Annotated in this window: 25 protein-coding genes and 1 tRNA gene; 8 read left to right on the top strand and 18 right to left on the bottom strand. The window is 47.6% G+C overall.

Annotated features, from left to right (window positions below):
* Positions 1-108: 108 nt before the first annotated feature.
* The 15 genes from EWA64_RS12885 to EWA64_RS12815 form a co-directional block, all read right to left on the bottom strand.
* Positions 109-1,242 (bottom strand): flagellin, encoded by a 1,134-nt coding sequence (locus EWA64_RS12885; RefSeq protein ID WP_039424645.1) that lies wholly within the window; start codon positions 1,240-1,242, stop codon positions 109-111.
* A 570-nt stretch (positions 1,243-1,812) separates the two neighbouring features.
* On the bottom strand, positions 1,813-2,970 hold the full coding sequence (locus EWA64_RS12880; protein WP_061892995.1) for a flagellin: 1,158 nt from the start codon (positions 2,968-2,970) through the stop codon (positions 1,813-1,815).
* Between the two features lie 409 nt (positions 2,971-3,379).
* A complete protein-coding gene (gene flgL / locus EWA64_RS12875; RefSeq protein WP_039424639.1) occupies positions 3,380-4,573 on the bottom strand; it encodes a flagellar hook-associated protein FlgL in 1,194 nt (397 codons plus the stop codon).
* 14 nt (positions 4,574-4,587) lie between these two features.
* Entirely contained in the window at positions 4,588-6,504 is a 1,917-nt protein-coding gene (gene flgK / locus EWA64_RS12870) for a flagellar hook-associated protein FlgK (RefSeq protein ID WP_061892996.1), read from the bottom strand.
* Positions 6,505-6,641: 137 nt separating this feature from the next.
* Positions 6,642-7,562, bottom strand: a complete 921-nt coding sequence (gene flgJ, locus EWA64_RS12865) for a flagellar assembly peptidoglycan hydrolase FlgJ (protein WP_061892997.1) — start codon at positions 7,560-7,562, stop codon at positions 6,642-6,644.
* A gap of 18 nt (positions 7,563-7,580) precedes the next feature.
* Positions 7,581-8,672 carry a flagellar basal body P-ring protein FlgI gene (locus tag EWA64_RS12860; protein ID WP_061892998.1) on the bottom strand — a complete coding sequence of 364 codons (1,092 nt, stop codon included), beginning with the start codon at positions 8,670-8,672 and terminating at the stop codon, positions 7,581-7,583.
* Positions 8,673-8,730: 58 nt separating this feature from the next.
* A complete protein-coding gene (gene flgH, locus EWA64_RS12855; RefSeq protein WP_061892999.1) occupies positions 8,731-9,510 on the bottom strand; it encodes a flagellar basal body L-ring protein FlgH in 780 nt (259 codons plus the stop codon).
* A 34-nt stretch (positions 9,511-9,544) separates the two neighbouring features.
* The gene (flgG, locus tag EWA64_RS12850) at positions 9,545-10,333 is read right to left on the bottom strand and encodes a flagellar basal-body rod protein FlgG (protein ID WP_061893000.1); all 789 of its coding nucleotides are present in this window, start codon (positions 10,331-10,333) and stop codon (positions 9,545-9,547) included.
* 18 nt (positions 10,334-10,351) lie between these two features.
* Entirely contained in the window at positions 10,352-11,101 is a 750-nt protein-coding gene (gene flgF, locus EWA64_RS12845) for a flagellar basal-body rod protein FlgF (protein WP_061893001.1), read from the bottom strand.
* Between the two features lie 255 nt (positions 11,102-11,356).
* Positions 11,357-12,661, bottom strand: coding sequence for a flagellar hook protein FlgE (gene flgE / locus EWA64_RS12840; protein ID WP_061893002.1), 1,305 nt, complete (start codon positions 12,659-12,661; stop codon positions 11,357-11,359).
* Between the two features lie 31 nt (positions 12,662-12,692).
* On the bottom strand, positions 12,693-13,400 hold the full coding sequence (gene flgD, locus EWA64_RS12835; protein ID WP_061893003.1) for a flagellar hook assembly protein FlgD: 708 nt from the start codon (positions 13,398-13,400) through the stop codon (positions 12,693-12,695).
* Between the two features lie 17 nt (positions 13,401-13,417).
* The gene (gene flgC / locus EWA64_RS12830) at positions 13,418-13,834 is read right to left on the bottom strand and encodes a flagellar basal body rod protein FlgC (RefSeq protein WP_039424619.1); all 417 of its coding nucleotides are present in this window, start codon (positions 13,832-13,834) and stop codon (positions 13,418-13,420) included.
* Complete coding sequence (gene flgB / locus EWA64_RS12825; protein WP_039424618.1) at positions 13,835-14,233, bottom strand: flagellar basal body rod protein FlgB; 399 nt, start codon at positions 14,231-14,233, stop codon at positions 13,835-13,837.
* A gap of 280 nt (positions 14,234-14,513) precedes the next feature.
* Positions 14,514-15,341 carry a protein-glutamate O-methyltransferase gene (locus EWA64_RS12820; protein ID WP_061893004.1) on the bottom strand — a complete coding sequence of 276 codons (828 nt, stop codon included), beginning with the start codon at positions 15,339-15,341 and terminating at the stop codon, positions 14,514-14,516.
* An 11-nt stretch (positions 15,342-15,352) separates the two neighbouring features.
* Positions 15,353-16,279 (bottom strand): chemotaxis protein CheV, encoded by a 927-nt coding sequence (locus tag EWA64_RS12815; protein WP_039424611.1) that lies wholly within the window; start codon positions 16,277-16,279, stop codon positions 15,353-15,355.
* An 81-nt stretch (positions 16,280-16,360) separates the two neighbouring features.
* Here EWA64_RS12815 and flgA point away from each other — a divergent pair, with 81 nt between their 5' ends.
* From flgA to EWA64_RS12800, 3 genes are all read left to right on the top strand, one after another.
* Complete coding sequence (flgA, locus tag EWA64_RS12810) at positions 16,361-17,107, top strand: flagellar basal body P-ring formation chaperone FlgA (protein ID WP_061893005.1); 747 nt, start codon at positions 16,361-16,363, stop codon at positions 17,105-17,107.
* Between the two features lie 160 nt (positions 17,108-17,267).
* The gene (gene flgM / locus EWA64_RS12805) at positions 17,268-17,594 is read left to right on the top strand and encodes a flagellar biosynthesis anti-sigma factor FlgM (protein WP_061893006.1); all 327 of its coding nucleotides are present in this window, start codon (positions 17,268-17,270) and stop codon (positions 17,592-17,594) included.
* A gap of 15 nt (positions 17,595-17,609) precedes the next feature.
* On the top strand, positions 17,610-18,035 hold the full coding sequence (locus EWA64_RS12800) for a flagella synthesis protein FlgN (protein WP_061893007.1): 426 nt from the start codon (positions 17,610-17,612) through the stop codon (positions 18,033-18,035).
* 193 nt (positions 18,036-18,228) lie between these two features.
* Here the strand turns inward: EWA64_RS12800 and flgP are convergent, their stop codons facing one another.
* Complete coding sequence (gene flgP / locus EWA64_RS12795; protein WP_061893008.1) at positions 18,229-18,660, bottom strand: flagellar assembly lipoprotein FlgP; 432 nt, start codon at positions 18,658-18,660, stop codon at positions 18,229-18,231.
* Between the two features lie 9 nt (positions 18,661-18,669).
* Entirely contained in the window at positions 18,670-19,305 is a 636-nt protein-coding gene (locus tag EWA64_RS12790; RefSeq protein ID WP_039424598.1) for a FlgO family outer membrane protein, read from the bottom strand.
* A 170-nt stretch (positions 19,306-19,475) separates the two neighbouring features.
* On the opposite strand from EWA64_RS12790, the gene EWA64_RS12785 reads away from it, so the two are divergent.
* The 3 genes from EWA64_RS12785 (at position 19,476) to EWA64_RS12775 (ending at position 21,418) form a co-directional block, all read left to right on the top strand.
* Positions 19,476-20,609, top strand: a complete 1,134-nt coding sequence (locus EWA64_RS12785; protein ID WP_061893009.1) for a flagellar assembly protein FlgT — start codon at positions 19,476-19,478, stop codon at positions 20,607-20,609.
* A 54-nt stretch (positions 20,610-20,663) separates the two neighbouring features.
* Positions 20,664-20,740: transfer RNA gene (locus EWA64_RS12780), tRNA-Arg, on the top strand.
* Between the two features lie 171 nt (positions 20,741-20,911).
* Positions 20,912-21,418, top strand: coding sequence for a hypothetical protein (locus EWA64_RS12775; RefSeq protein ID WP_061893010.1), 507 nt, complete (start codon positions 20,912-20,914; stop codon positions 21,416-21,418).
* 50 nt (positions 21,419-21,468) lie between these two features.
* On the opposite strand, the gene gltX is transcribed toward EWA64_RS12775, so the two are convergent.
* Positions 21,469-22,896 (bottom strand): glutamate--tRNA ligase, encoded by a 1,428-nt coding sequence (gene gltX, locus EWA64_RS12770; protein ID WP_061893011.1) that lies wholly within the window; start codon positions 22,894-22,896, stop codon positions 21,469-21,471.
* Between the two features lie 241 nt (positions 22,897-23,137).
* Between gltX and EWA64_RS12765 the strand changes: the two genes are divergently transcribed.
* A complete protein-coding gene (locus EWA64_RS12765) occupies positions 23,138-25,870 on the top strand; it encodes a cation transporter (RefSeq protein ID WP_061893012.1) in 2,733 nt (910 codons plus the stop codon).
* Between the two features lie 8 nt (positions 25,871-25,878).
* Positions 25,879-26,328 (top strand): DUF411 domain-containing protein, encoded by a 450-nt coding sequence (locus tag EWA64_RS12760; protein ID WP_061893013.1) that lies wholly within the window; start codon positions 25,879-25,881, stop codon positions 26,326-26,328.
* Positions 26,329-26,365 lie beyond the last annotated feature (37 nt).

Raw genomic sequence — 26,365 nt, 5'->3', positions numbered from 1 at the left:
CTCTCCTTTCGTCTTGTGCTAAACCAGACATATACGTCATGTCGAAATCGTTGCTAGTTAAGGAGAAAAAGCCAAGTAACCACTTACTTAGCTTTTTCTCAATCTCCATTAACCCAGTAGGCTAAGCGCTGAGTTTGGCGCTTGCTTCGCCTGAGCAAGAATCGAACTGGATGCTTGCGACAGAATTTGTGTTTTGGTCAATTGAGTCGTCTCTTTCGCGAAGTCGGTATCTTTGATACGGCTCTTCGACGCGTTCACGTTCTCATTTATGTTGTCCAAGTTGCTGATTGCGTGGTTGAAACGGTTCTGGAACGCACCCAACTCCGCACGGTGGCTGTCCACGTATTTCAGCGCCGCATCGAGAATTGCTACCGACTCTTGCGCACCTTGCACGCTGGTCACGTCAATGGTGTCTACCGTTACTTCTTTGCCCTCACCAATGCCAAGCTCACCCGCTAGGCTGCCCGAGAAAGAGAGCTCGCCTTGCACTTTGTTGGTGCCTGCGAAGATTTGCAGTTTGCCGCCTTCACCGACAGAGGCTTTCAGCAGGTCGGTTTGACCGTTGATGTAAGTGGCCAGCTCTTCGATGTCATCGCCCGCTTTAGCGTTGATGTTGATCTCTTGCTCGTTACCAAACGTATCGGTCAGTGAGATAGTCAGGTCGTTGTCACCAGCAGAAACGGTCCAGTTTTTGTCTTTCCCTTCTTCTGCTTGGTAGCTGATGCCGCCCATCATCTTGTTGTCTGAACGCATGTCTTTGAGCGACAGCATCACCGCTTCACCGTTGTCCGCACCAATCTGCATTGATTTGGTGCCGTAGGTGCCGTTAAGCAGTTTGTTACCACCGAATGATGTGGTTTCTGCGATACGGTTCAGCTCGTCGTTAAGCGCGGTCACTTCTTCTTGAATCGCCACACGCTCTGCTTTGGAGTTTGAGCCGTTAGCCGATTGCAAAGACAAGTCACGCATACGTTGCAGGATGTTGGTGGTTTCGTTCATCGCACCTTCGGCGGTTTGCGCGATGGAGATACCATCGTTGGCGTTACGCACCGCCACATCCAAACCACGGCTTTGTACGTTCAAGCGGTTAGAGATTTGCAGACCCGCTGCGTCATCTTTCGCGCTGTTGATTTTGAAACCTGAAGACAGACGTTCCATCGACGTTTGTTGCGCGCTGTTTGCGCCGTTTAGGTAACGTTGTGCTGTCATTGCTGCTACGTTGGTATTTACATTCACTGCCATGATGAATTCTCCAATTGATTTTCCGATGTTACGGTTTCCGACGTCTCGGAAAACCAAGTAGTTCTCTCAAAGTTACTTTTATTAACGACGTCAAACGCCGAAGCTTTAGCAAAATATTTAAAAAAATAATAAATAGAGATCGGATTAATAAATCTGAGTAAAACTTGCGCTTTGGCGCTCAAGTTTTGTTTAAAGATGTCGAATGGCGAGAATAGAAAAAGGTAGGCATTATCAGCGTTAGCGGTGATTTTTTGCCACTTATCGGCGGCTTGTTGGAAAATTGCGCTAAAGAGGATAAATGTCGGCAGAGATGCCAAAGAATATTCGTTAGAGAGAAATTGAGAAAAAGAAAAAGCCCCATTCCTTTGAGAGAACCGGGGCTAGGTTGGTAGCCAGAGCCAATGTGGAGATCAAGAGAAATGAACACATTTCCGGCACACCGGACAACTTCACATCAATAATGTCAGGCAGGTGAGAGATGAGAGAGCCTTTCATTCAATGTAAAGTTGTTTGCCACGTCATCCTGTACCATAAGCGCACGTCTGAGCCATAGCTGGTACAGGACTTCCGTTAGCCCTGCAATAGTGACATTGCAGAGTTTGGCAACTGTTTTGCTTGAGCAAGTATTGAAGTACCTGCCTGTTGCAATATTTGTGCTTTCGTCATTTGCGTTGTTTCCTTCGCAAAATCGGTATCTTTAATTCGACTGTTCGAGGCATCAACGTTTTCCTGCACATTTGCGAGGTTGTTAATGCTATGGTTGAGACGGTTTTGCTTCGCACCAAGATCCGCACGCTGCGAGTCGACGTATTTTAGCGCGGCATCAATCACACTGATGGCATTTTGTGAACCCTGTACGGTGCGCAAATCCACATCTTGCACCGTAGTTTTAAACGGCTCATCACTGAGACCAAGTTCACTGGCTAGGCCACCAGAAATAGAGATTTCACCTTTCACGTTCGGCTCTGCGACGAAGATTTGCAGTTTGCCATCTTCACTCACTGATGCGTTAATCAGATCCGACTGGCCGTTGATGTAAGTCGCGAGTTCTTCTATATCATCACCTGCTTTGGCCATAATATTGATTTCTAGATCAGCAACATCGCCATCTTCATCTTCGCCCATCATCGGCAGCACAATTGTCAAATCCGCCTTGTCGGCACTGACATTCCAATTGCGGTCTTTGCCATTTTCCGATTGGAAGGTAGTTCCACCCATACGGAAATCATCAGCGCGAACACTGGTCAGCCCCATAATCATGGCCTCACCGGAATTCGAGCCAATTTGGAAGGACGCATCACCAAAGGAGCCATTGAGCAGACGTCGGCCACCAAAAGAGGTCGTTTCTGCAATACGGTTAATCTCGTCTTGCAGGGCATTGGCTTCTTCGTTAATCGCCTGACGCTCTGCTTGCGTGTTGGTGCCGTTGGCCGACTGGATGGACAGATCACGCATACGTTGCAATACCGAGGTGACCTCGTTCATTGCCCCTTCTGCGGTCTGCGCAATCGAAATACCATCGTTCGCGTTGCGCATCGCCACATCCAAACCTCGCGACTGGGCCGTCAAACGGTTAGAGATTTGCAGACCGGCTGCGTCGTCTTTGGCACTGTTAATTTTGTGACCAGATGACAAACGTTCCATTGAGGTGTTCAACTCATCTGTCGCTTTGTTTAAGTAACGTTGGGCGGTCATCGCGGAAACGTTAGTACTTACTGTTACAGCCATTTTGCTCTCCTTCTGAGTTCGCAAGCTCCTGCGAAGCGGCCAGCTTTACTCTCATTTGGAAAAGCACTGACCGTAATTACTTGCCAAAACTGCCTTGGGCAGCTTTTAGAACCAGGTAAATCCACTCTGAATTATCTAATTCAATTTGTGTGCCAATTTTTCATATCGCCATCTTATTTTTTTAAATTCATTTAAAACAAATAGTTAAACAAATAAAATCAAGACAACCTTTGTCCTTTGGCACTTATCTCGGTGTTGCCATTCAGGTTTGCCACCTTGCCGCTTTGCCGTTTTTAAAGGCGAACTTCAAAGCGGCAATCTTATTCCATCTCTATCCGCGCTTAAGGCTTGGCACATAAGGCATCAATCGAGGCGGCAAAACGAATCAGCCACCACTTATATTGAACATTTATAAGTAGTTAAACAGAGTCAGATCTTTGGTTTTACCAAACGCGAGCTGCGAAGCTTGCAATGCTCTGGAATTCTCATTGAACTCAATAATTGCTTTGGAGTAGTCCAAATCTTCAAAGTTACTCTTAGCTTTGCTCAGAGATAAATTGAAGTCTTCATGCTGCTGCTCTTGGATATCCAAGGTACTGAGGCGCGCACCAATATCAGTACGGGCTTTGTTTAAATGGATAAAAGCCGCATGAAACTCCTCAGTCACCTGATGCAACTTCGCTGTCGCGTTGGCATCCGAGACTGGGGCGTCGGAATACTTCGCCGCATTTTTAAAACTGTCAAAAATCGAGAAATGTTCACGAGGTTTAAGCTCGATCACATCTCCCCGTTTGATTTGCCCACGCAAATCAATCGTCAAATCGTTGTATTTGATCCCAGTGCTGGCGTTAAACTCATCGGCGGCCACCACACTGCCATCTTTCTCCAACTGATAGCCCCATTTGCCATTACTCATATCAACAAAAGTGACACGATAAGTCGACTTGTCGAAATAGTCCTCATTAACTGCTTTATCGAGCAGCAGTTCAGAGGCATTTTGCAGCTGGTATTCGGGTTCGTAATCACCAAATGGGTTCGGGATATCCATAAACAACTTGCTGCCCGGATCGTTCATCGCCATTTCTAAACTGGCCGAAATACGCATTTTGCGCTGATAGTCGTCACCGGAATAGGTGACGCTGCCATCGTAATCGCGGAAAAAAGGCTGGGTCTTCGATTTGGTTCCGGCAAAGGTGTAGTTGCCGGATTCATCCTGTGCGTTTGCCAGATAGAGGAAATTGTTTGCCAGTTCCTCTATTTCACGTTTTTTGGCCATTCGATCTTCCGGCGACAAAGCACCGTTAATCATTTCCATTACCGTGCGTTTGGCTTCATCAGCAAACTGCTCTTGGTTTGCCACATTCACTTCATGCTGTTCTAGGCGGTTGCGCACCAGCACAATCGCGTCTAAATACTGTTTTAGTTGCTCAGCCTGCTGGCCAATGTTTTGGATGTAGTGCGTCGCCAGCGGATCATCGCTCGGCGAGAGCAACTTTTTGCCCGAAGCCAGTTGCGCTTGATTGTGATGGATTTTATTTTCCATTCGGCGCAAGTCATTCTGAACGGACTGATAGTTATGGAAGCTGGCAATACGTGAAATCATCTACCGTCTCCTCTCTATCGCAATTGCAAAATGGTGTTAAAGGTATCGTTGGCGGCCTGCATGATGCGGGACGACGCCATGTAGGCTTGCTGAAAACGCATCATGTTGGACGCTTCTTCATCCAAGTTGACCCCAGAAATCGCCGCCACTCTCTCTTGCGCCGCTTCATTCTCATGCTGGGCGATGTTCGCGAGGCGCGTTGCCGTTGAGTTGCGTAATCCAACGTTGGTATTGAGGTTGTGATACACATCCAAAATGGTCGACTTATTGCCGTCCATTTTTTTATCCAACTGAATTTGCTGCATTTTTCGCAAATTGCCGTTATCACCATCCGAGGGGACAAGGTTTGCCGTGAACTTATCGTTTGCCAGCGCACCGGTGGTCAACTCAAACACCGTCTCCTTGCCGTCTTTGTAGCTAGGATGGTTCGAAGGCAGCACTACAGAAATTGGCCCTTTTGGTGGATAAGGCGCAGGGCTGCGCACCACGTTACCTTTGGTGTCAATCACTGCAAACTGGTCGCCTTTAGGCGATACAATCACTTCAAATTCACGCAAGTCACCCGCAGCCAAAATATTGAACTGGGCGGTACCTTGGGCAAAAGTGGTGGACGCTTCGTAGCTCTGCGCGGCAATGGCATTGGCATCATTGGTTTGCACCTTCATCTGTGCCGCTGAATTGCGCGTCGGGCGCAAGAGGATCTTTTCACCGGATTTCGGTTCGTTGCGCACTTCAACCCGCATGCCGTCCAGATAGAAAGCGGACTTAGCAGAATCGAGTGAAACCGTAACGGTTTCACCAGACGGTTTGGTCACGGTGTAGTTACTGCCATCATAGCGCAGGGCATACTCGCCGCCCTGTAAGGCGGCAATGTCATTGATGAAGACGGCAACTTCAGCCGTTGAATCCGGCGCAGCCACCGCGCGCGATTTGGCAATTAACTCCGAGTTGACATCGGTAAAAATCAACCCACCAATGTTGCCGCGTAGATCCAGACCTTGCTTTTGTAACAGGTTAACTTCATTCGAAAATGCCGCCGCCATTCTGCCCATTTCATCCATAACATGGGGGATCTGATTGTCACGCATATCCAGCATGGCGCCGAGTTTGCCGTCTAAGGCAACACTTTTAATCGGTTTTAGTGAATTCCCTTCGTAGATGGCGAGACGGCGTTGATGAACGTCTGGGTAGCCGCCAATCATCTTAAGTTGACTTGCTTCCGTACCCGAGACCAAAGTGTGGCCGTTACCGATATGAATATTGAAACCTTCCGCATTTGAGCGTGGCGTAACGGTGACTTTGGTGTACTCAGACAGCTCTTTAACCAACTTTTCATGCTGGTCCATCAAGTCATTGTGCTGCCCCGGGGTGCGCATCATTAAGCGATGAATGTCACGAATTTCCACCGCGATCTGGTTGATGCGTTCGATGCCCATATCCAACTTTTTGTTGGTCACGTCATACTGCTGTCGAACCGTTTCGTGAAAACCGTTTACCGTTTCGGCAATAATTCGCGCCTTTTCAAGCAACACTTTACGCGCACCAATGTCGTTTGGGCTGTCTGCCAACGTTTTTAGGGCATCAAACCATTCATTAAGGTTTTCTGGAATTTTCTTCGACGCCACAGAAGAGAGCATACCGGAGAGCATCTCTAGGTTGGCTTCGACATCGCTCTTGTTGGCATAATTAGTGGCAGAGAGATTCAGTTCATTGACGGCAAATTGGTCCCATGAGCGGCGAACATTTTCCACATGCACGCCCATACCAAACGTAGAACCGCCAAATTGACGTGGGTCGTTGGTCGCCTGAACCACAGACTGACGGCTATAACCTTCTGTATTGACATTAGAAATGTTATGACCGGTGGTGTTTAACTGTCTCTGAGCCGTAAGTACACTCTGAGTACCTACATTCAGAAGATCCGACGCCATACGTGCCCCCAAAAACTCAATCAAATCAGTAAAAACTGAGTACCTGAACACAATAAAGCAAAAGATATGCCAACAGAGGAAAGCGCTGTTTGCACAAAGAATAAGGGCCTGATTTTACTCAGGCCCTCGCGTGGAGTTTACATGTTTTCTATCCGTTCTTTTACGCTGAGTATCTTCTCAGCGTAATCAGGATCGGTGGCGTATCCAGCTTGGTGAATACCACGGATAAACGCTTCAGAGTCGCCATTATGCTGCAAAGCCACTTGATAACGAGGGTTTTGATTGAGGAACGCCACATAATCGTTGAAGCTGTCTGCAAACGAGTTATAAGCGCGGAAGGACGCGGTCTCTTTCACTGGCGTATTGTCATGGAATTCGAGTGTTTGCGTGCGCACTTGCTCACCTTGCCAACTGCGATCCGCCTTGATGTTAAACAGGTTATTACTGCTGTTGCGGGCATTTTTCACAACCTTCTGTCCCCATCCCGTTTCTAGCGCCGCTTGAGCTAACAGTAAACTAGGTTCGACACCCAAGGTTTTGGCGGCACGCTCAGCATAAGGACGCATCGACTGAACGAACGACTCTGGTGAGTCAAAGCGAGCCATCTCTTTGCGACTCAGTTCACCCGATTCGATTAAGCGTTGCTCAATCTCACGCGCTTTACTGGTATTGACAGGCATTCTCAATGGCGCTTCTTTGCCGGCTTCTCGCATCGCTAGCTCATTTTTATCTACGCCTTTGTTCGCGCTAAGCTGGGCAACAATCATGTCCGCTAAACCCAATGATCCAGATGAACTCAGTTCGCTGGCCATCTGCTCATCCAGCATCTGACGATAGAACTGCTCGTTTTGGCTATTCATCAGATCCGATTCAAAGCCCGCATTAGCATCGCGCATCGATTTAAACAGCATTGAGGTGAAAATCGATTCAAACTGTTTGGCCGCCGCTTTCAGCGCTTCCTGTTCATGCGCCTCATCACCACCAACTGCTTGTTGGCGTAGCTTGTCTAAGCTACTGATGTCGTGAATAAAACCGATGTCATTTGCGTTGTTGATCATGCTTGCCTCTCCGAACCATCAGATGATGATCAGTTGTCCTTCAATCGCACCTGCTTGCTTGAGCGCTTGCAAAATCGCCATCAGATCCGAAGGAGCAGCGCCGACCTGATTGACCGCACGTACTAAGTCGTCCAATGTCAACCCCGGTTCAAACTTGAACATTTTGCCCTCCTTTTCCGTTACTGAGATATCGGAATTAGGTACTACCACAGTGTTACCACCACCAAATGAGTTCGGCTGGCTCACACTGAGATTCTCTTTGATGGCGACCGTCATGCCGCCGTGCGTCACTGCCGCTGACTTCAAACGCACATGTTTGCCGACCACAATGGTACCCGTGCGCGAGTTGACAATGATTTTGGCTGCACCATCGGCTGGGTCAAACTCTAAGTTTTCAATCGCAGAAAGAAAAGCAACGCGCTGACTGATGTCACGTGGTGCTCTAACGCGTACTGACATTGCGTCAACGGCAGAAGCCATTTGAGGGCCTAGGAAATTATTGACCGCATCGGCCATACGCTGCGCGGTGGTGAAATCGGATTCAAGCAGGTTAAAGGTGATAAAGTCACCACGACCAAACGGCGTAGGTACTTCACGCTCAACCATCGCGCCGTTGGAAATAATCCCGACTGTTGGGTTATTACCGACAATTTTCGAACCATCAGCCCCAGTAGCACTAAAACCGCTCACCACTAGATTGCCTTGTGCAACGGCATAAACTTGCCCATCGAGACCTTTGAGGAAGGTTTGCAGCAAGGTGCCGCCGCGCAGGCTTTTCGCACTGCCGATCGATGAAACGGTAATGTCGATTTGTTGCCCGGGTTTAGAGAAAGGTGGCAATTCCGCGGTTACCATCACGGCGGCAACGTTTTTGATCTTCGGCTTGGTGCCCGCAGGCAATTGAATGCCGAAGTTTTGCAACATGGCGTTAAAGCTCTGTTCGGTAAACGGTGTCGATTCCCCAGTGCCCGGCAAGCCAGATACTAGGCCATAGCCCACTAGTTGGTTACTTCTTACCCCCGCGACTTGGGAAACATCTTTGATGCGCGCCGCTTGAGCCGAAGTCACCGTCATTAACAGACTCATTAGTATCAGGGTGAATTTTTTCATCTTAACTTACCTTCCTCTCTCAACCAGTGACCATATTCAATTGCCACTGGTTTGCCACTTAAAGAGAGACATTAAAGAATCGTGCCAAGAATCCAGGCTGCTGCATATCTTGCTGAGTTCCAGTCCCAGAGTATTGAATTCTTGCGTTAGAGACGCGGTTTGACGCAATTGTGTTGTCAAAATCGATATCGTCGGGACGAATGGTACCGCTAAGACGAATGTACTCGTCACCGGTATTGAGGGTTAGCCACTTCTCGCCGCGAATAACAAGATTGCCGTTTGCCAGCACTTCAATCACTTCGACCGTGATTGAACCGCTGATGCTGTTACTCTGATTGGCAGAAGCGTCACCAGTAAAGCTGTTAGCGTTGCTCAAGTTGTAGGAAAAGTTGTATTTTCCACCTATTTTCAGCTCTTCTCCCCCCACTTGCAAAGGATCCATGCTCGCATCATTACTTTTGGATAATCCGGCATTGGCACTTTTTGACGCATTGGTGGTTTCATCTAACAACACGGTAATAATATCGCCTAGACCACGCGGTTTGGAATCATCATACAGGTCGGAGATGTGATCGACGCTAAACAGGGAACCCGTAGCCGCAGCGTAATGCTCGGGCTTTTGATTTGGATGGATGGGTGCCCAAGCCGGGTCGCCAGCGACCGGATCGCTACGACCACGCAAGGTATCAACAATGCCTGTGCTTTCGTCTTTCGATTTGTCACCTTCAACCGCATCCACGACGGTCGTGGCTTGGCTCACTTCGCTGGTTTCGATCGGTTCTAACATCGTACAACCGCTCATCACTGCCACTAATGCAATCAGACTTAAGCGTTTCATAGCACTACCCCTTTTCATCTCAAGCTAAGTACGATTACAACTGCTGGTTAACGAAGCTCATCATCTTGTCAACTGACGAGATCACTTTTGAGTTCATCTCGTAGACGCGTTGTGCTTCGATCATATTCACCAGCTCTTCCGTCACATTAACGTTCGAGGTTTCCAGCATTGACTGACGCACTTCGCCAAGCCCATCGAGACCCGGAACCCCTTGCTGTGGATCACCACTCGCGCCTGTAGGTAAGTAAAGGTTCTGACCAATCGGCTCTAAACCGCCCGGGTTGACAAAGTCGGTGATGGTAATCTGCCCAACCACCTGGTTATTTTGCTGACCACGGACTCGAACTGACACTTCACCATCGGTACCGACGGTAATTGAGATGGCATCTTCAGGAATGACAATTTCTGGTTCAAGCGGGTAACCGGATCCGGAAGTCACCACCACCCCTTCACCATTAAGAGTAAACTGGCCATTGCGGGTATAACCAATATTGCCGTCGGGCATGGTAATTTGGAAAAAGCCATCCCCTTCCACCATCAAATCCAGTGCGTTGGTCGTCGTTTGCGCATTGCCGTGGGTGTGCACTTTTTGCGTTGCCACCACTTTCGAACCCGCACCAAGCATTAGGCCGCTTGGCAGTTCCGTATTTTGTGACGATTGGCCACCAGGCTGATTGATGTTTTGATAGAATAGATCTTCAAACACCGCACGACTCTTTTTAAAACCGATGGTTGAGGCGTTAGCCAGGTTGTTTGAAATGGTTGCAATGTTGGTTTGCTGAGCGTCGAGCCCTGTCTTACTTACCCATAGTGCCGGATGCATAATTTAACCCTTACTCTGTTAGCTCATACGAAGCAGTGAATCGGACGCTTTGTCCAGCTCTTCTGCCGTGCTCATCATTTTCACCTGCATTTCAAATTGTCTTTGCAGGTCAATCAGCGCGGTCATCTCGCCGACGGCATTCACGTTGCTACCTTCAATCGCACCAGTCATGATCTGTACGGTGGCATCGGCGTCGTACGCTTGATTGGGATCTTTGTGACGGAACAGTCCGTTGGTATCTTTAAACAGCGTGCTGTTGTCAGTTTTGACAAGCTTCACACGGTCGATCTGTTCCATTTCTTCGGCCGGTGCACCTTGCGGCAAGATAGAAATGGTGCCATCTCTGCCAATTTCTATCTTACTGATTGGTAAAGGAATCGTGATCGGTGCACCGCCTTCGCCAAGCACCAGATGTCCGTTAGCATTGGTCAGTAAACCATTTTGATCCACTTTCAGATTGCCGTTGCGGGTCAACCCCTCTTTGCCAATTTTGTCCATGACCGCAATCCAGCCATCACCTTCAACAGTAATGTCCATATCACGACCTGTGGTGATCACACTGCCCTGAGCAAAATTATGTCCTGGACGCTCCGTCATGCTAAATACACGAGTCGGTAAGCCTTCGCCATACGCTTGCATTGACCGAGCTTGTGCCAAATCGGCTCGAAAGCCAGTGGTACTGACGTTTGCTAGGTTATTGGCACGCAGTTGCAACGCTTGCATATTTTGTTTAGCGCCGCTCATGGCTAGAAAGAGTGCACGATCCATAATCTGCTCCTGAAATCGAATTCTAGGTTCAGAAAAGCAATCATCATGCCAGTTTATTTTTCATTTAAATATCAAATGGATGCATTGGAAATGTAAGCAAGAGGCAAACACATTGGTCGGAAAATTACTCAGCGGCATGCCGGGCGGCAAGCAAGAGGCAATCGAGATGATAGTTAAGGGGTAGAGAAGAAATAAGGCTTAACCTGGGTGAGGTCGTCCAGGTTAAGCACCAGATGAATGTCATGAATAAAAAGATTAACGGATCTGCAAGATATTCTGTTGCAACTGGTTGTGCACTTCAAGCGCACGTGAGTTTGCTTGGAAGTTACGCTGAGCTGAAATCAGATCCACCAATTCTTGCGTCATATCGATGTTGGACTGCTCCAAAGAGCCACTAGAAACGGTACCAAATGAACCTTTGTTCGATTCACCCCAGATTTTATCCCCAGAGTTGTTGGTAGAGTTCCACTGAGTGCCGCCTTTTTTGTCCAAACCTTGCTCATTCGGTACACGAACTAACGCCACTCGACCTAAAGTGACACTCTCACCATTTGAATAAGTGCCGTAGATACTGCCACTTTCATCAAAGTCCACTTTGGTTAAGAAGCCCGTTGTCGCGCCATCTTCGTCAAACTTCGTCAGCTCAAACGGAGCGGCAAACTGGGTGGAAGAGTTGAGGTCAAAGTTCAGTACTTGCGTCGGATCGCCACCATTCATGTCAATTGGGTTAACGCCCGCACCGAGTTGGTCAGTCACAATCGGCTGCCCATTGTTTAAGCTGGCAAGCGTACCATCATTGTTGAACTTAATCGTGTGCCCAACATGACCCGTTGCGTTAGTTGCATCACCACCTGTGATGTTGACTGGCTTCTCTCCTTGGCTATCCGTTACCGTGTAGTAGGTTTGCCAAGTATTTGGTTGAGTCTGATCTTTCAGGTAGTAAGTCGTCAGTTTGTACGACTGACCCATTGAGTCATAAATAGTTGAAGACGTTGAACGGTTATAAGTATCAGGATCCTCAAAGTTAAACGCGAGAGGATCTTTAAGCGCACCACTTGCTGGCAAGTTCACTCCAACCGTTACATTTGCCGTCTGTTTTGGCTTGCCAAATTCCGCCGGAATGTTAATAGGTTGTGGTTCATACGAGGTGACATCGCCGCTCGCTGGATCAACCTGATAGCCCAGCAAATATTCATCATTTGCCGTGACCATGTAGTTGTTCTTGTTGAGGTGAAAAGCACCGTTACGGGTTAGCTCGTTCTGATTCGGCACCATTCTATCTTTTGCCACGGCAAAGAAACCCGTACCGCTAATACGCAAATCCATTGGGTTATTAGTGTAAACACTGGAACCTTCATGGAATTGCTGCGCCACTTGGTTTGCTTGAACACCACCGCCAGCCGTGGTTTTCGCATTGGTAAACAGAGAATTTGAGTAAACATCGCCAAACTCAGCACGTGACTCCTTAAAGCCGTATGTGTTGGCGTTGGCAATGTTGTTACTCGTGGTGTTCAGATCTAACTGAGCTGCGGACAAACCGCTTAAAGATACATATGACATTCCAAAATCTCCTTAATCCAGCCAGCGTAGATTACGCTTTGCCAACTTCTAGTACTTCAGCAAGTCGAACTGGCGAATCAAAGCCAGCCAGATTGAGCAGTACGTTACCATCGCCTTTACCCAGCAGAACACTGTTCACGTTAGCATAGGTTGAAACCGGGAAGTCAGTCGCCTGACCATCCAGCAAACCGGATGCTTTCACTTTGTATTTGCCAGCCGGCAATGGATTACCGTTTTCATCTTTACCGTCCCATTCGACACGGTTATCACCTGCAGGTTTCGCCCCTACCTCAAAGGTACGAATTAACTGGCCAATCTCGTTTTCCACTCGCACAATCACGTTATCCATGGCTTGTGGTAGTTTGACCATGGCAGGCATGCCTGCCTCCTCCTGCTTCATACCCGCCGCACCTGGCACCAACACATCACGCCCCACTAAAGAAGACGCTTGCAATGCTTGGTTGGACGTCATTGACGAGTTGAGACTCTCAAACTGAGTGTTCATCTTGCCAATGCCATCAACGGTTGCAAATGAAGCCATTTGCGCAATCATCTGGTCATTACTGACCGGCTTAAAAGGGTCCTGTTGAGCCAATTGCTTAGTCAGCAGGGATAAAAAGTCCTCTTGTTTAAGATCCTGTTTACCCGTTGTTGCCGTCGGCTTATTGCTCTCTTGCAAACTCTTAAGCTGGTCGATATAGGACAAGCCGCTTTGACCAATGTTATTGATTCCGGCCATACGTTAACTCCTTATCCTTATTGACCCATCTGCAGCGTACGCAGCAGCATTTGTTTACTCGCATCTGCTACCTGAACATTCGTTTGGTATGAACGGGAGGCAGAAATCATATTGGCCATTTCTTCCATGACATTGACGTTCGGTTTGTAAATGTAACCTTCATCATTTGCCAATGGATGTTCAGGGTTATATTCCGCGGTCAACGGCTTATCACTTTCCACAATACCAAGTACTTGTACTGGCACTGTATCGCCACGGTTATACATGGCATTACTTAACTCAGCACCAAACACAGCATGGCGCGCTTTGTAAGTGTCTTTTGCAGAGCTACTGACACTGTCGGCGTTAGCCAAGTTACTTGAAGTGGTATTAAGACGAACAGACTCAGCACTCATTGCAGAACCAGTTACATTGAACACATTGAATAAGCTCATCTAGTTACCTCCTTTAAGTGCTTTGGTTAAGTTCTTGAATTTGCCGCCCAGAAAATCCAGTGAGGCTTGATGGCGAATCTGGTTTTGCATGAACAGGTTACGCTCTAAATCCAAATCCACTGTGTTGCCGTCTCCGGTGTCCGGTTGGGTCGGAAGGCGATAAAGCTTTTCCCCCATCACCGTTGTAGTGGCAGGAATATGCCGACTGTCCGTTCGGCTAAGACCAATGCTTGCCCCCGAACTTGCCGCCTGTAATTCCTTCGCAAAGTCTAAACCTCTTGCTTTGTATCCAGGCGTGTTCGCTTGCGCAATGTTGGTCGAGATAACCTCGGCATTGCGTTCACGTACTCCCACCGTGTACTGGTGGATGCCTAGTGCATTGTCAAAGGAGATAGCCATATGCGCCTCTACAAAAAGAACTGACCGTTACTAACCAAATAAAAGCAAAGAGCGTGCCAATGCGTACAATTTAAATTTATTCAGTCCATGAAAAGTTAGCAATTACTAAGCCAAGTATGCAGATGGAATGTCGTAGTTCCGCATACCCAGACTCAAACTAAAGATATACGCAGACGGATACAGGCTCAAGAAAAGGGGAGAGAGAAAAAACAGAGAAAGGGCAAATAAAAAGCCTGACAACAAGTCAGGCTAGTTTGCAAAGGAAAATAAACGGTTTCCACTATTTCAATTTGTAGATGATACCGGGGTTACAGCGGACCATTTCAAATCGGTCAGTTAAACCTGTCAACGACTCTGAAGCACCAAGCAACAAGTAGCCACCGGGGTTCAAACTGTTCGCCATTTGGTTCAATACTTTCGACTTCATATCCGGTGAAAAATAAATCAACACGTTACGGCAAAAAATAATGTCGAACTTACCCAACAAAGCGTAGCTGTCCATCAAATTCTGCGGGCGAAAATTAACCAAGCGCTTAACGTTGTCTTTGACCTTCATGCGACCATCGCCCGTGTCTTCAAAAAAGGTGCGACGGCGTTCCGGGGACAACCCACGCCCCAAGGCCAAATTATCGTAAATCCCGGCCCGACACATGTCCAACATGCTGGCAGAGATATCAGTTGCCGTAATCGATACACTTTGCAGCATACCAGGCTTACGCTGCTGTGTTTCCAGCACCGTCATCGCCATTGAATACGGTTCTTGTCCTGATGAACTGGCGGCAGACCAAATTTTTATCGGACGTTTGTTTACCGCAATCTCAGGTAAAAGTTTTTCCGCCAAAACAGTAAACGGATAGGTATCCCTAAACCACAGAGTTTCGTTGGTTGTCATTGCATCAACGGCGGCAACACGCAGCTCTCGGTTACGCCCCGTGACGACGTCTCTCAACAAATCAGACAACGAAGCGAGCTTAAATTTGGTTACTAACGGGCTAAGACGACTGCGTACCAAATACTGCTTGCTGTCGCCCAGCACGATACCACACTGAGATTCCAAAAAACGGCTGAAGTCGCGATACTCTTGATCACTGATTGTAATAGCAGTCATTAATGTCTCTTTTATTTTGTTAGTGCAGTTTTAACCGCATTCCCAAGTTCATCTGGGTTAAATTTCGCGATAAACGCATTTGCACCCACTCTCTCCACCATCGCTTGGTTAAAAACACCGCTCAGTGACGAGTGAAGAATAACATACAAATCTTTCAAATCCGCATTGCGGCGAATTTCTGCCGTCAGCGTGTAGCCGTCCATTTCTGGCATTTCGATATCTGAGATCACCAGAGAAATTTGATCTCTAATTGGTCCTTCAGCCGCCATTTCTAACAACTTATCATACGCTTCTTTGCCGTCTTTCACCGAGACACAGTCAAAGCCGATATTGGTGATAGCACGCTCCACCTGTTTACGCGCAACCGTGGAGTCATCGGCGATCAAAATGCGACGAACCAGAGCTTTTTCCGTCTCGACTTTGGCGATCTCTTCACCGATGGAAGAATCCATGGTTTCATCCACTGGCGCAATTTCTGCAAGGATTTTCTCAACGTCGAGAATTTCAACCAGTTCATTGTCAATGTTGGTGACTGCGGTCAGGTAGTTGGCTCTGCCTGCCCCTTCTGGCGGTGGCAGAATCGCTTCCCAATGCATGTTGATTATGCGCTCAACCGAAGTAACTAAAAACGCTTGAATTGTTCGGTTGAACTCCGCGATAACAACAAAACATTTGTCGATGTCGGTTGTTGGCCGGCCACCAATCGCCAAACTCAAATCGATGACAGAAACCGTATGGCCACGGATATGAGCAACACCTTTAACTAAACGGTGCAGATTTGGCATTGAAGTAAGCTTAGGGCATTGCAGGACTTCTTTTACTTTAAACACGTTAATACCATAACGCTGGCGGCCCATTAAACGAAAGGTCAACAATTCCAATCGATTCTGACCGACGAGTTGCGTACGCTGATTCACAGAATCAAGAATACCCGTCATAAGCTCATCTCCATCTCAAACTCAAACTTTTCGATTAAAAGTGATACTCTAATTACAACTGCATAACACCAGAGAAACAGAATGGCACACTCTAATACTTGTTTATATTCATTTACCATCTCTAAGTGTAGAGCTTTCTTCAAAAGTTACGCTAAGTCTATCGGCATTTTGCTAACTTTGTTTAGTTTTTTTGCTCACGCAGCCACAGAAAATCAAATAAAACAGATACAGTTAGCGGCGGAAGAGCATATTTTAGCCAATGTCGAACAACCCGTCGGTGGAGAGTTGTCGGTGAGTGCCGCTAATATAGATAGTAGAATAAAAGCTACCGATTGCCCGGTTGCTTTGAGCACAAGTGCCAATTCAGATAACGCTAATCGCAGCAATATTAATGTACTGGTTGAATGCCCTCCCGACGATTGGAAAGTCTATGTGCCAGTCCGTTTGTCCATAGCTATCCCTATGGTGGTTGCCACACGAACCCTTGCCCGAGGAGAGATTGTCTCCCTTAGCGATGTCAACCACGAGATGATCGAGTTACAGCGCTTTCGCAAAGAAGGTTTTGCTGAAAGCTCACAAGTGGTTGGGGCGAAAGTCAAACGCACAGTTCGCTTGGGAGACGTGATAGAACGAGGTGATGTCTGTGTCGTGTGCCGGAATGAAAAAGTGATAATTAAAGCCAGCCAAGATGGGATGGTCATCACAACTCAGGGGACCGCACTACAAGATGGCGCGGCAGGTGAACAGGTCAGAGTGAAAAATGACAAATCACAACGTATAATCGAAGGCATTGTCAGCGGCATTGCCGAGGTCACGGTTCAGTTCTAACCGTTTTGTGCCTTAATTTACTGAAGTGGTAAGATAAGCATCGTTGAATTCAGGCCCGATTCCTGCTAGTTAAACAAAAGGCAAATTTTTTCTAAAGTATTGGCTTATTGTGTCGATACTGTGTGTACGAGTTCAATTACTTCGTAATTAAGGTTTATATATGGCAAGTATCGATAACATACGTTCAGGGCAAGTGATGACGACGAATAGTCGTAGCGCTGCGCGTACAGACTCTAGCTCGTTGGCGGAGACGCGCACCGAAGCGAAAAAGAGTCCAGTCGCACAAGACGCCGTGTCGCTGAGTCAGCAAAGTCGCGATATTGGGCAGCTTCATCAGGATATGGCCGCCAAACCGGCATTTGACGCAGCAAAAGTTGCCGCGATCAAAGAAGCCATTGCAAATGGCTCTTACAAAGTCGATCCTGAAAAGCTAGCTGATAATATGATGAAATTTGAAAACGAACTGTCTGATCGTATCAAAGCGTAGTCAAGGTAGGTAATCATGGCTGCTTTAGTTGATTTAGTGGAATTTCAATACGAAAGCGCTAAAGCTCTCTCTTTATTGCTGGAACAGGAAAGCAAAGTAATTGCTAGCCGTGTATCTGTTGATATTGAGAAAATTGCCAAAGAAAAAATGACGCTCATTGGTCGACTACAACAAACCGACCATCGCATTGCCTCTCACCCGCACGTCAAGCAGCTTACCGAAGATCCTCAATTAAAGCAGAAGGTCGCCAGTATTCAATCGATCATTCTTGATTGCCAGCAGATCAATCAGATCAATGGCGATGCACTTAATCGAGCCCAATCCAGTTTTAACAAACTCAACAACATGCTTCAGCAAAGCCACGGAAAAGTCGGCATGACTTACAACGCTGGCGGTAAAACCCATACCATTTCGACTTTAGGTACCAATATCAAAGCCTAAAGCAAACTCCTATTTCTCGTCACACGGCTTGACGACCCACTTATCAACTCCCGTTTCCCGTTGCTATTCGTTTTGCTATTCGTTGTTTTATCCATACTGACCTTGTTTTATCCAGAATGACTAAACAAAAAAAGCGACCCATGTGTGGGCCGCCTGAGTAGAGATTATCTGCTGCTTATCTTTATTGGACTGTCTAGAAAAGTGTTTGCTGACGTTTCTCCGGCACTTGTTGCACTTCACCGTAGTCACGTAGCTTGTCCATTTTACGAATGTCTAACCGCAGTTCAGTGACATAACTATCCCCAACAGGATAACTGCGTACTACCTCGGCTCCGCGTATAACCCCATCGACCGCGCCGGAGGTGCTCTCGACACCAAGTCGTTGGTCCTCTAACTGCGCTCGACCGCTGACACGCATGCCGTACACTTGCTCAGCCAGTTCGCGGTATGCATCAATTTTTGAAGCTCTCATTGCACGCACCCGCTTCTCTTCGTCGTTTCGTCCGGTTTGTTCACTGATGCTGGCGTAACCAACGGCCACCAAGATCTCTTCCTGACGAATTTGTTGCAATGGCTGACAAGCACTAAGCAAAAAAGCAGCCAAGAGAAATAAGAACTTTTTCATTACCAACTCCTATGGACGCAAGATAACCGTGTAAGGCTGACGGATCGTTGGATCGGAGCGAATAATCACACCATCTTGAGTACGAATACTGTTTAGCGTATCTAAGTCGCGGCCAATTCGATCCGCAGGGAGGAAACCTTGCGCCGAAGCAACCACCACTCGTGTTTGCATGCCGACCACGCGAGCATTGACCAACACACCGCCTTCTTGGCGTAACATCGTGCCCGTCAATACGTATTGAATCTCTTGCTCTTGGGCTAAATCTTTCCAATCACGACTCAAAGCAAAATCGCCCTGCTGGGTAACCTGAATCGAACCCGTGGTTTTGAAATCCACCACTTTAAAACCACGACGCTGCAACTGATAAATAAATCCTTCGGAAACCGAATTCCCTAGCCAGTTAGTGGCATCCATGTTTTGCAGGTCGACAAAGGAGGTAACGGCGATCGGGGTTCGTGCAGAAACACTAGTATTTGAAAGGATCAAATCTTCCGTCAAACTTTCCACGAAAAAATCCATGGTATGACGAGGGCTTTCCATCAGCATAAACTGACTACCCGAGTAAGGTTCTTTACCGTTGTAAATCGGTGAGTACGCGCATGAGCTCAAGGCCATAACAGACGCGACAACAAGCCATTTTTTCATGGGTTAGTCTCCAGATAATCTCAGATGTCCAATAAGACTGCTTTTGTATTCCTGCTGGTTTACAATCTTGGAACAGTCTTTGCTTTTCTATCTCTGCGATAAGACGAAAACGACATCCAAATACAGCTGAAAATGTAAAGCAATATTTGTACCCACTTGGTAATACTGTAATGAAAAAACTTATACTTGTTTTTATTTCAATAACTTTGATGATACTTCCCTCCATCAAAGCTCATGCATCTTGGTACGAAGTCACAGGGGTTGCCACCATTGTTTCCTCCGAAGAAGTAGCGCGGATACACGCTCTGGAAGATGCCTTGTATAAAGCAGTGACGTTTTCCGGTGCCGACATAGGTAGCCTGAGTAACTTACGCCCCTATTTAGAAGATGGTCGCACAGAATATCAGTTTACTAACCATGAAGTACGCTACATCTTAATCGAGTCCCAGCGCAAACGTGGCAACAAGGTTGAGATTAAAGCCCGAGTCGATATCTATCCATCGGCAAATGGTTGCCATGTCAGCCAATACAAAAAGACGCTGCTGGTCGGCAACGTCGAGTTGCTTTCCCCACAACAAGCGGTGATGGGGCAAATCTATAAGGTAGGTGATGATTTCAGCCAAGTGCTCAACAAGCAGTTTGATCAACAATCGAAAAGCTTCGTCGCAGTTGGCACCACCGACTATGCGATAGATAGGCGCAACCCTGAACGAATCAAAATGATAGCCCAAGATGCAGGTGCTCAATACATCATCGGTGGTGAAATTACCGACCTCACTGCCACAATCGAATCCAAACTATTGGTCGATGACGTGATCAACCGCCAGTTTGCGCTAGAAATGAAAATCTATGACGGTAAAACCGGCAACGAAATTTACGCGAAGAGTTATCGTGAAGTCGCAAAATGGCCCTTTGCCAAAACCAGCCAAGTGGACACTCGTAGCGCTCGCTTTTGGGCATCCACTTTTGGCGAAATGATGCTGCGTGTAAGCCGCAATATCATGCTCGACATGGAAGCCGAGGTCGCCTGTAAGATCACTCTGCCGGAGGTGGTTGCGGTGTTTGGGAACACTGTGACGATGGATCTCGGCCGCATACACGGAGTGCGTCAAGGCGATAAGTTGCAGCTTTGGCATACTGCCGCCTTCATCGACCAATATGGCTTGCCGCGCAACAAGGTATCGCAAAGTGACATTACTCTGACAGTTTCGCGAGTTTACGAAAATGAAGCAGAGCTTACTGTGGATCAGCCCGATTTGGCCACCAGTATTCAAATTGGCGACGTAATGCACAAACCGCTTTAAAATCAAAGGATAAGTTTAAAGTTTGATATTTCTCTAGTAGAATGATACTACTTCGCTCCCATGGCACAGCTGGATAGCGCAGCCCCCTCCTAAGGGGCAGGTCACAGGTTCAAATCCTGTTGGGAGCGCCATATCGCATGAAGACTGGTTAGCCTAGCTACCAGTCTTTTATTTTCTATAGATACCTCAGCAATTTTCTGATGCCCATGCAAAATTTTGCGTTAGTTAGGCTTTTACTACTTTAATTATTTCTAATATTTTCTTACTCTAAACAAATATTAATAAAAGTATTAGTTAGAGTTATGACTAAGAGCAATCTGATAACGAACACTGGTCACCGTTTTATCTCTAAAGGCAGAACCGCCTTTAAAATTCACATCCACACTCCAGACGATACTGTGCTGCATCGCTCGATCGGTTTTATCAAAATGGGCGAAAAGAAAGCACTACAAAAAGCGATCAAGATGCGCAATGAACTTGGTAAAGAGATGTGGGGCAAATTTTGGCGTCGTCTTCTTAAAGATCCACATCTGATGACACGCTTACCTCACAGTTTAGAACCCAAAATTGTTCATAAGCCGAGCCCAACGCAAAGCGATCCAAACAACCGAGACACCTGCTACATCGCTAAATGGCGAGAGCTGAACGACCAAGGTGAGTATCGCTACAAAACCGTGGTTCGCTCTATCAGTAAGTACGGTAAACTCGCCGCTTACTCGCAAACAAAAAAAGCGCTATTGGAGGCGCACAAAGAGAACTTGGAAATCCTCACCTTTATGGGAAGACTCAATAGTATTGGTTTGAAATAGAATAAAAAAACCGCAGCTCTCAGGCTGCGGTTTACTTTAGAAGAGTGCTTTTATTGAGCGTTGGCTTCACGCTCAGCGATAAACGCCAGAGCCATCTTAATACGCGCAACCACGCGCTCTTTACCAATCAGTTGCATTACAGCGTCTACCGATGGCGACTGACCACCGCCAGTCACGGCAACACGCAGCGGCATACCAATTTTGCCCATACCGATCTCAAGCTCTGTACACACATCCGCAATCACTTGGTGTAGGTTTTCCGTTGTCCACTCAGACAGAGCTTCCACTTTCGCCAAGGCAAGCTCAAGCGGCTCTTTTGCCACACCACGCAGGTGCTTCTTCGCGGCATCTGCGTCAAACGCATCGAAATCGTGGTAGAAGTAAGCGATTTGGTCAGCCAGTTCAACCAGTGTATTACAACGCTCACCGACCAGTTTAATGACCTCGGTAATCACAGGGCCGTTGTTTTTGTTGATGCCTTTTTGATCTAAGTGCCATTGAAGATGCTCAGCGACATACTCAGGCTCAGAGGTTTTGATGTAATGGTTGTTCAACCAAAGCAGTTTGTCGGTGTTAAACGCGGAAGCCGATTTTGAAATCGCATTCAGGCTAAACAGATTGATCATCTCTTCTTGTGAGAAGATTTCTTGGTCACCGTGAGACCACCCCAATCGCACTAAATAATTGTTCAGAGCGACTGGCAAGTAACCCATATCGCGATACTGCATAACCGAGACCGCACCGTGGCGTTTTGACAGCTTGGCACCGTCGTCGCCGAGAATCATTGCACAGTGAGCGAAAGTCGGTACTGGTGCGCCCAAAGCTTCATAGATGTTAATTTGACGAGGCGTGTTGTTAATGTGGTCTTCGCCACGAATCACGTGCGTAATGCCCATATCCCAGTCGTCAACCACCACACAGAAGTTGTAGGTTGGTGAGCCATCGGTACGACGGATGATGAGATCATCCATTTGGCTGTTGCTGATTTCGATACGACCACGAATTTGGTCGTCAAACACTACGCTGCCCGATTTCGGATTGCGGAAACGAATCACACAAGGGTCGCCCTCTTTTGCCGCTTCGTTAACCGCTTTGATTTTCGGGTGATCCGCATCGTAACGAGGCATCTCTTTGTTTGCTTCTTGCTCTGCACGCACTTCGTCCAGCAGCTCTTTGGAAGCGTAACATTTGTAGGCTTTATCTTCCGCCAGCAGCTTATCAACCATTTCGTTGTAACGGTCAAAACGTTGTGTCTGGAAGTAAGGACCTTCGTTCCATTCCAGTCCAAGCCATTGCATACCTTCAAGGATGGCGTCTACCGCCTCCTGAGAGTTACGTTCTAAATCAGTATCTTCAATACGCAGAACGAATTCACCACCCTGGCTTTTTGCAAACAACCAAGAGTAAAGTGCGGTGCGCGCACCACCAACGTGAAGGTAGCCTGTTGGGCTAGGAGCAAAACGAGTTTTAACCGTCATCAGAATTCCTTAGGGATAAAAGGCAGCATTCAAGGTGATTGCTGCGCGTTCAAGGATAAAAGTGGCGACATTTTACCACCGCAGAGCGAATCTACAACATGGATATCGCATTCTACACTCGCCTAATCCGCGTATCTCGCGCGGCAAATCAGGCGTTCTTTTCTCACAAAAAGAATGCTTGACCTTTCCCCGAAGGGAAGGTTTATCGTATTCAACACATTCTTTCGTTGGGAACCAAAAGATGACCTATTACACCCTGCCTTTATCTGGACTCAACTGCATGGGTTGTGCGCGCAAAGTGGAGAAGGCGCTGCATCAGGCGCACCCCGTGAACATCACTGCTCTTTCTCCTAAAGAAATTACTTTAGAAAGCGAGACTTCACTGCGCGATCTCGTCGCCACCATTGAAACCTTGGGTTACCAAGCTGGACATCAATATCACTTTGCTCTGCAGGGGCTAAGCTGTGGTCGCTGCGTGAGTAAAGTGAACGCATTGCTCGGTGAGCACAGCGAGGTGATTCGCTTCACCGCGAGTAAAACAGAACTTATAATCACCACCAGCTTGAATGAGCAAGAGGTGATCGCCCTCATCGCGACACTTGGATACCAGGCACGTCAACACACCGCAGGTGAAGAGGCTGGGCAAACCGCCCAAGCACTCACTACACCATCGAGTGTCGTCTCACAATCCACACCTGTAGAAGCCTCCTTACCTACCGCCTCAACAACGCCTTCAAGCGAAACTATCAATCTATTGATTCAGGGCATGACCTGTGCGAGCTGTGTTTCTTCCGTTGAAAAAGCGATGTTGGCTGTCAGTGGTGTGAATAAAGCGCAAGTTAACCTTGCCGAACAAAGCGCAATTATTTTTGCAGAGAGTAATGAGGCAAACTTGATAGAGGCAGTGATCTCTTCTGTCAAACAAGCCGGTTATCAAGCTGAAGTGATACTAGACGCAGAACTCACTCAACAAAAACAGGCTGAGCAACTGGCTCAAGCACAACGAAAACACAAAACCAGTGCTTTCGCAGGAATAGCCCTTGGTGCACCACTCATGTTGTGGGGTGTATTGGGTGGCAGCATGAGTATCGCAAACACTCAAGATCAGATCGCATGGGGGGTGGTCGGCTTAGTCTGCCTATTGTTGCTTGCTACCGCGGGAAGAAGCTTCTTTACCAATGCGTGGTTAGCACTCACTCACAAACGCGCCACTATGGATACGTTAGTTGCATTGGGAACGGGTGCCGCATGGCTCTTCTCGATGTTAGTGGTGATTTTCCCGACTTGGTTCCCAATGGAATCACGCCACGTTTATTTTGAAGCCAGTGCGATGATTGTCGGCTTGATTTCACTGGGACACTATATCGAAGCAAAAGCCAAAGCGCGCACAACCCAATCGCTGCAATCGCTGATCAACCTTCAGCCTCAAACCGCAAGTTTGATCACCGACCAAGGCGAACAAACCATCGCCGTTAAACAGATTCAATTGGGGATGAAGCTGCGCATCAAGCCGGGAGAAAAAATCCCCGTTGACGGTTTGGTGATTTCTGGCGAGTCGTATCTCGACGAATCGATGCTCACAGGTGAACCCGTTCCGGTTTTCAAACAAGCACAAGATAACGTTTCTGCTGGCACCCTAAATAATGACGGCAGCTTAATTATTCAAGCAACTGGGATCGGCGCTGATACCATGCTGGCTCGTATTATCCGTATGGTGCGTCAGGCGCAAAGCAGTAAACCCGCTATCGCCAAACTGGCGGATCAGATTTCATCGGTCTTCGTGCCTGTTGTCGTGGCCATTGCCCTTTTCTCTGCGGCAATTTGGTTTTTCGTTGGCCCTGAACCAAAAGCCAGTTACATGTTGGTGGTCACAACTACCGTACTGATCATCGCCTGCCCCTGCGCACTGGGCCTTGCAACCCCGCTGTCAGTGACGGTGGGGGTTGGCAAAGCCGCAGAAATGGGCATTTTGATCCGAGATGCGGATGTACTGCAATCTGCCAGCAAAATTGACACAGTGGTCTTCGACAAAACAGGCACTTTGACCCAAGGAGCTCCTAAAGTTCAAGCGCTCTATGCCTTTGACCACGATCAGCAGCATTTACGTTCACTGCTGTTGAGTGCGGAACAACAATCAGAGCATCCACTCGCCAAAGCAATTGTGGCAGACGCCCAGCAACACAAAGCACCTATGCTTGAGGTGAGCCAGTTTGAAAATAGGCGAGGTAAAGGAGTTCGCGCGGTCATTGCGGGGGCTGAACTGTTGGTGGTGTCATTAAATCACTTACAAGCGCAACAATTTGATTTGAGCGCCGCCAGTGAGGCGATTGACGAATGTGCGCAAAACGCTTGGACGCCAGTTGCTGCCGTGCTTAACCAGCGTTTAATCGGCATGATCGCCATTTCAGACCCAATCAAAGGCGATGCTAAGCAAGCTGTGCAAGCCTTGAAGAGAGAAGGCATCCACACCGTAATGCTAACGGGTGACAACCAAAGCGTGGCCAATGCCATTGCTCAGGAGCTGGGTATCGATGAAGTCATCGCGCAAGTGCTGCCCGATGAGAAAGCGAGCCATATTGAACGCCTTCAATCACAAGGTCGCAAAGTGGCGATGGTCGGTGACGGCATTAATGACGCGCCAGCGTTAGCCTTGGCCGATATTGGCATTGCGATGGGCAGTGGCAGTGATGTCGCGATTGAAAGCGCGCAGATGACGCTGCTCAACTCGTCACCACTTGCCGTTCTCAACGCCATTGAACTGTCCAAAGCGACGGTGAAAAACATGAAGCAAAATCTCTTTGGTGCCTTTGTTTACAACTCTTTGGGTATCCCAGTGGCAGCTGGCGTACTGTATCCTGTGTCCGGTTTTCTTTTGAGTCCTGTAGTGGCTGGCGCCGCCATGGCACTCTCTTCCATTACCGTGGTCAGCAACGCCAATCGACTACGCTTATTTAAAACGACAACACGCTCTTAGGGGTCACTATGAAACTAAAAACACTTACTCTTATGCTGCTGACAGGTATGTCAGCAAACATTTTGGCCGCGGACGTCATCAACCATAAATCACCTTACTGTGGATGCTGTGGTGATTGGACCAAACACATGGAAGAGGCAGATTTCACCGTAAAAGAAGCGCTTCACGATGATATGGACAGCGTGAAGCGGAAGCTAGGATTGAAGAACGAGCAACTCTATTCATGCCATACTGCGGAAATTGAAGGCTACGTATTTGAGGGGCATATTCCAGCTGACGATGTTAAAGCCTTTTTAGAAAACCCACCTCGCAACGCCAAAGGCCTTGCGGTTCCGGGCATGCCAATGGGCTCTCCGGGCATGGAATACGGCGACAAAAAAGACAGCTACTCTGTGTATGCCTTTAACCAACAAGGTCAAGTGTTTGAGTATCGCCGCCATGAAGGCAATCAAAAATAGCGATTGAACGATAAAGAGAAAAACCCAGCTGAGCTGG

This window comes from Vibrio cidicii, from assembly GCF_009665415.1.
GTDB classification, from domain to species: Bacteria; Pseudomonadota; Gammaproteobacteria; order Enterobacterales; family Vibrionaceae; genus Vibrio; species Vibrio cidicii.
This window is presented reverse-complemented; position numbering and strand designations above follow the sequence as displayed.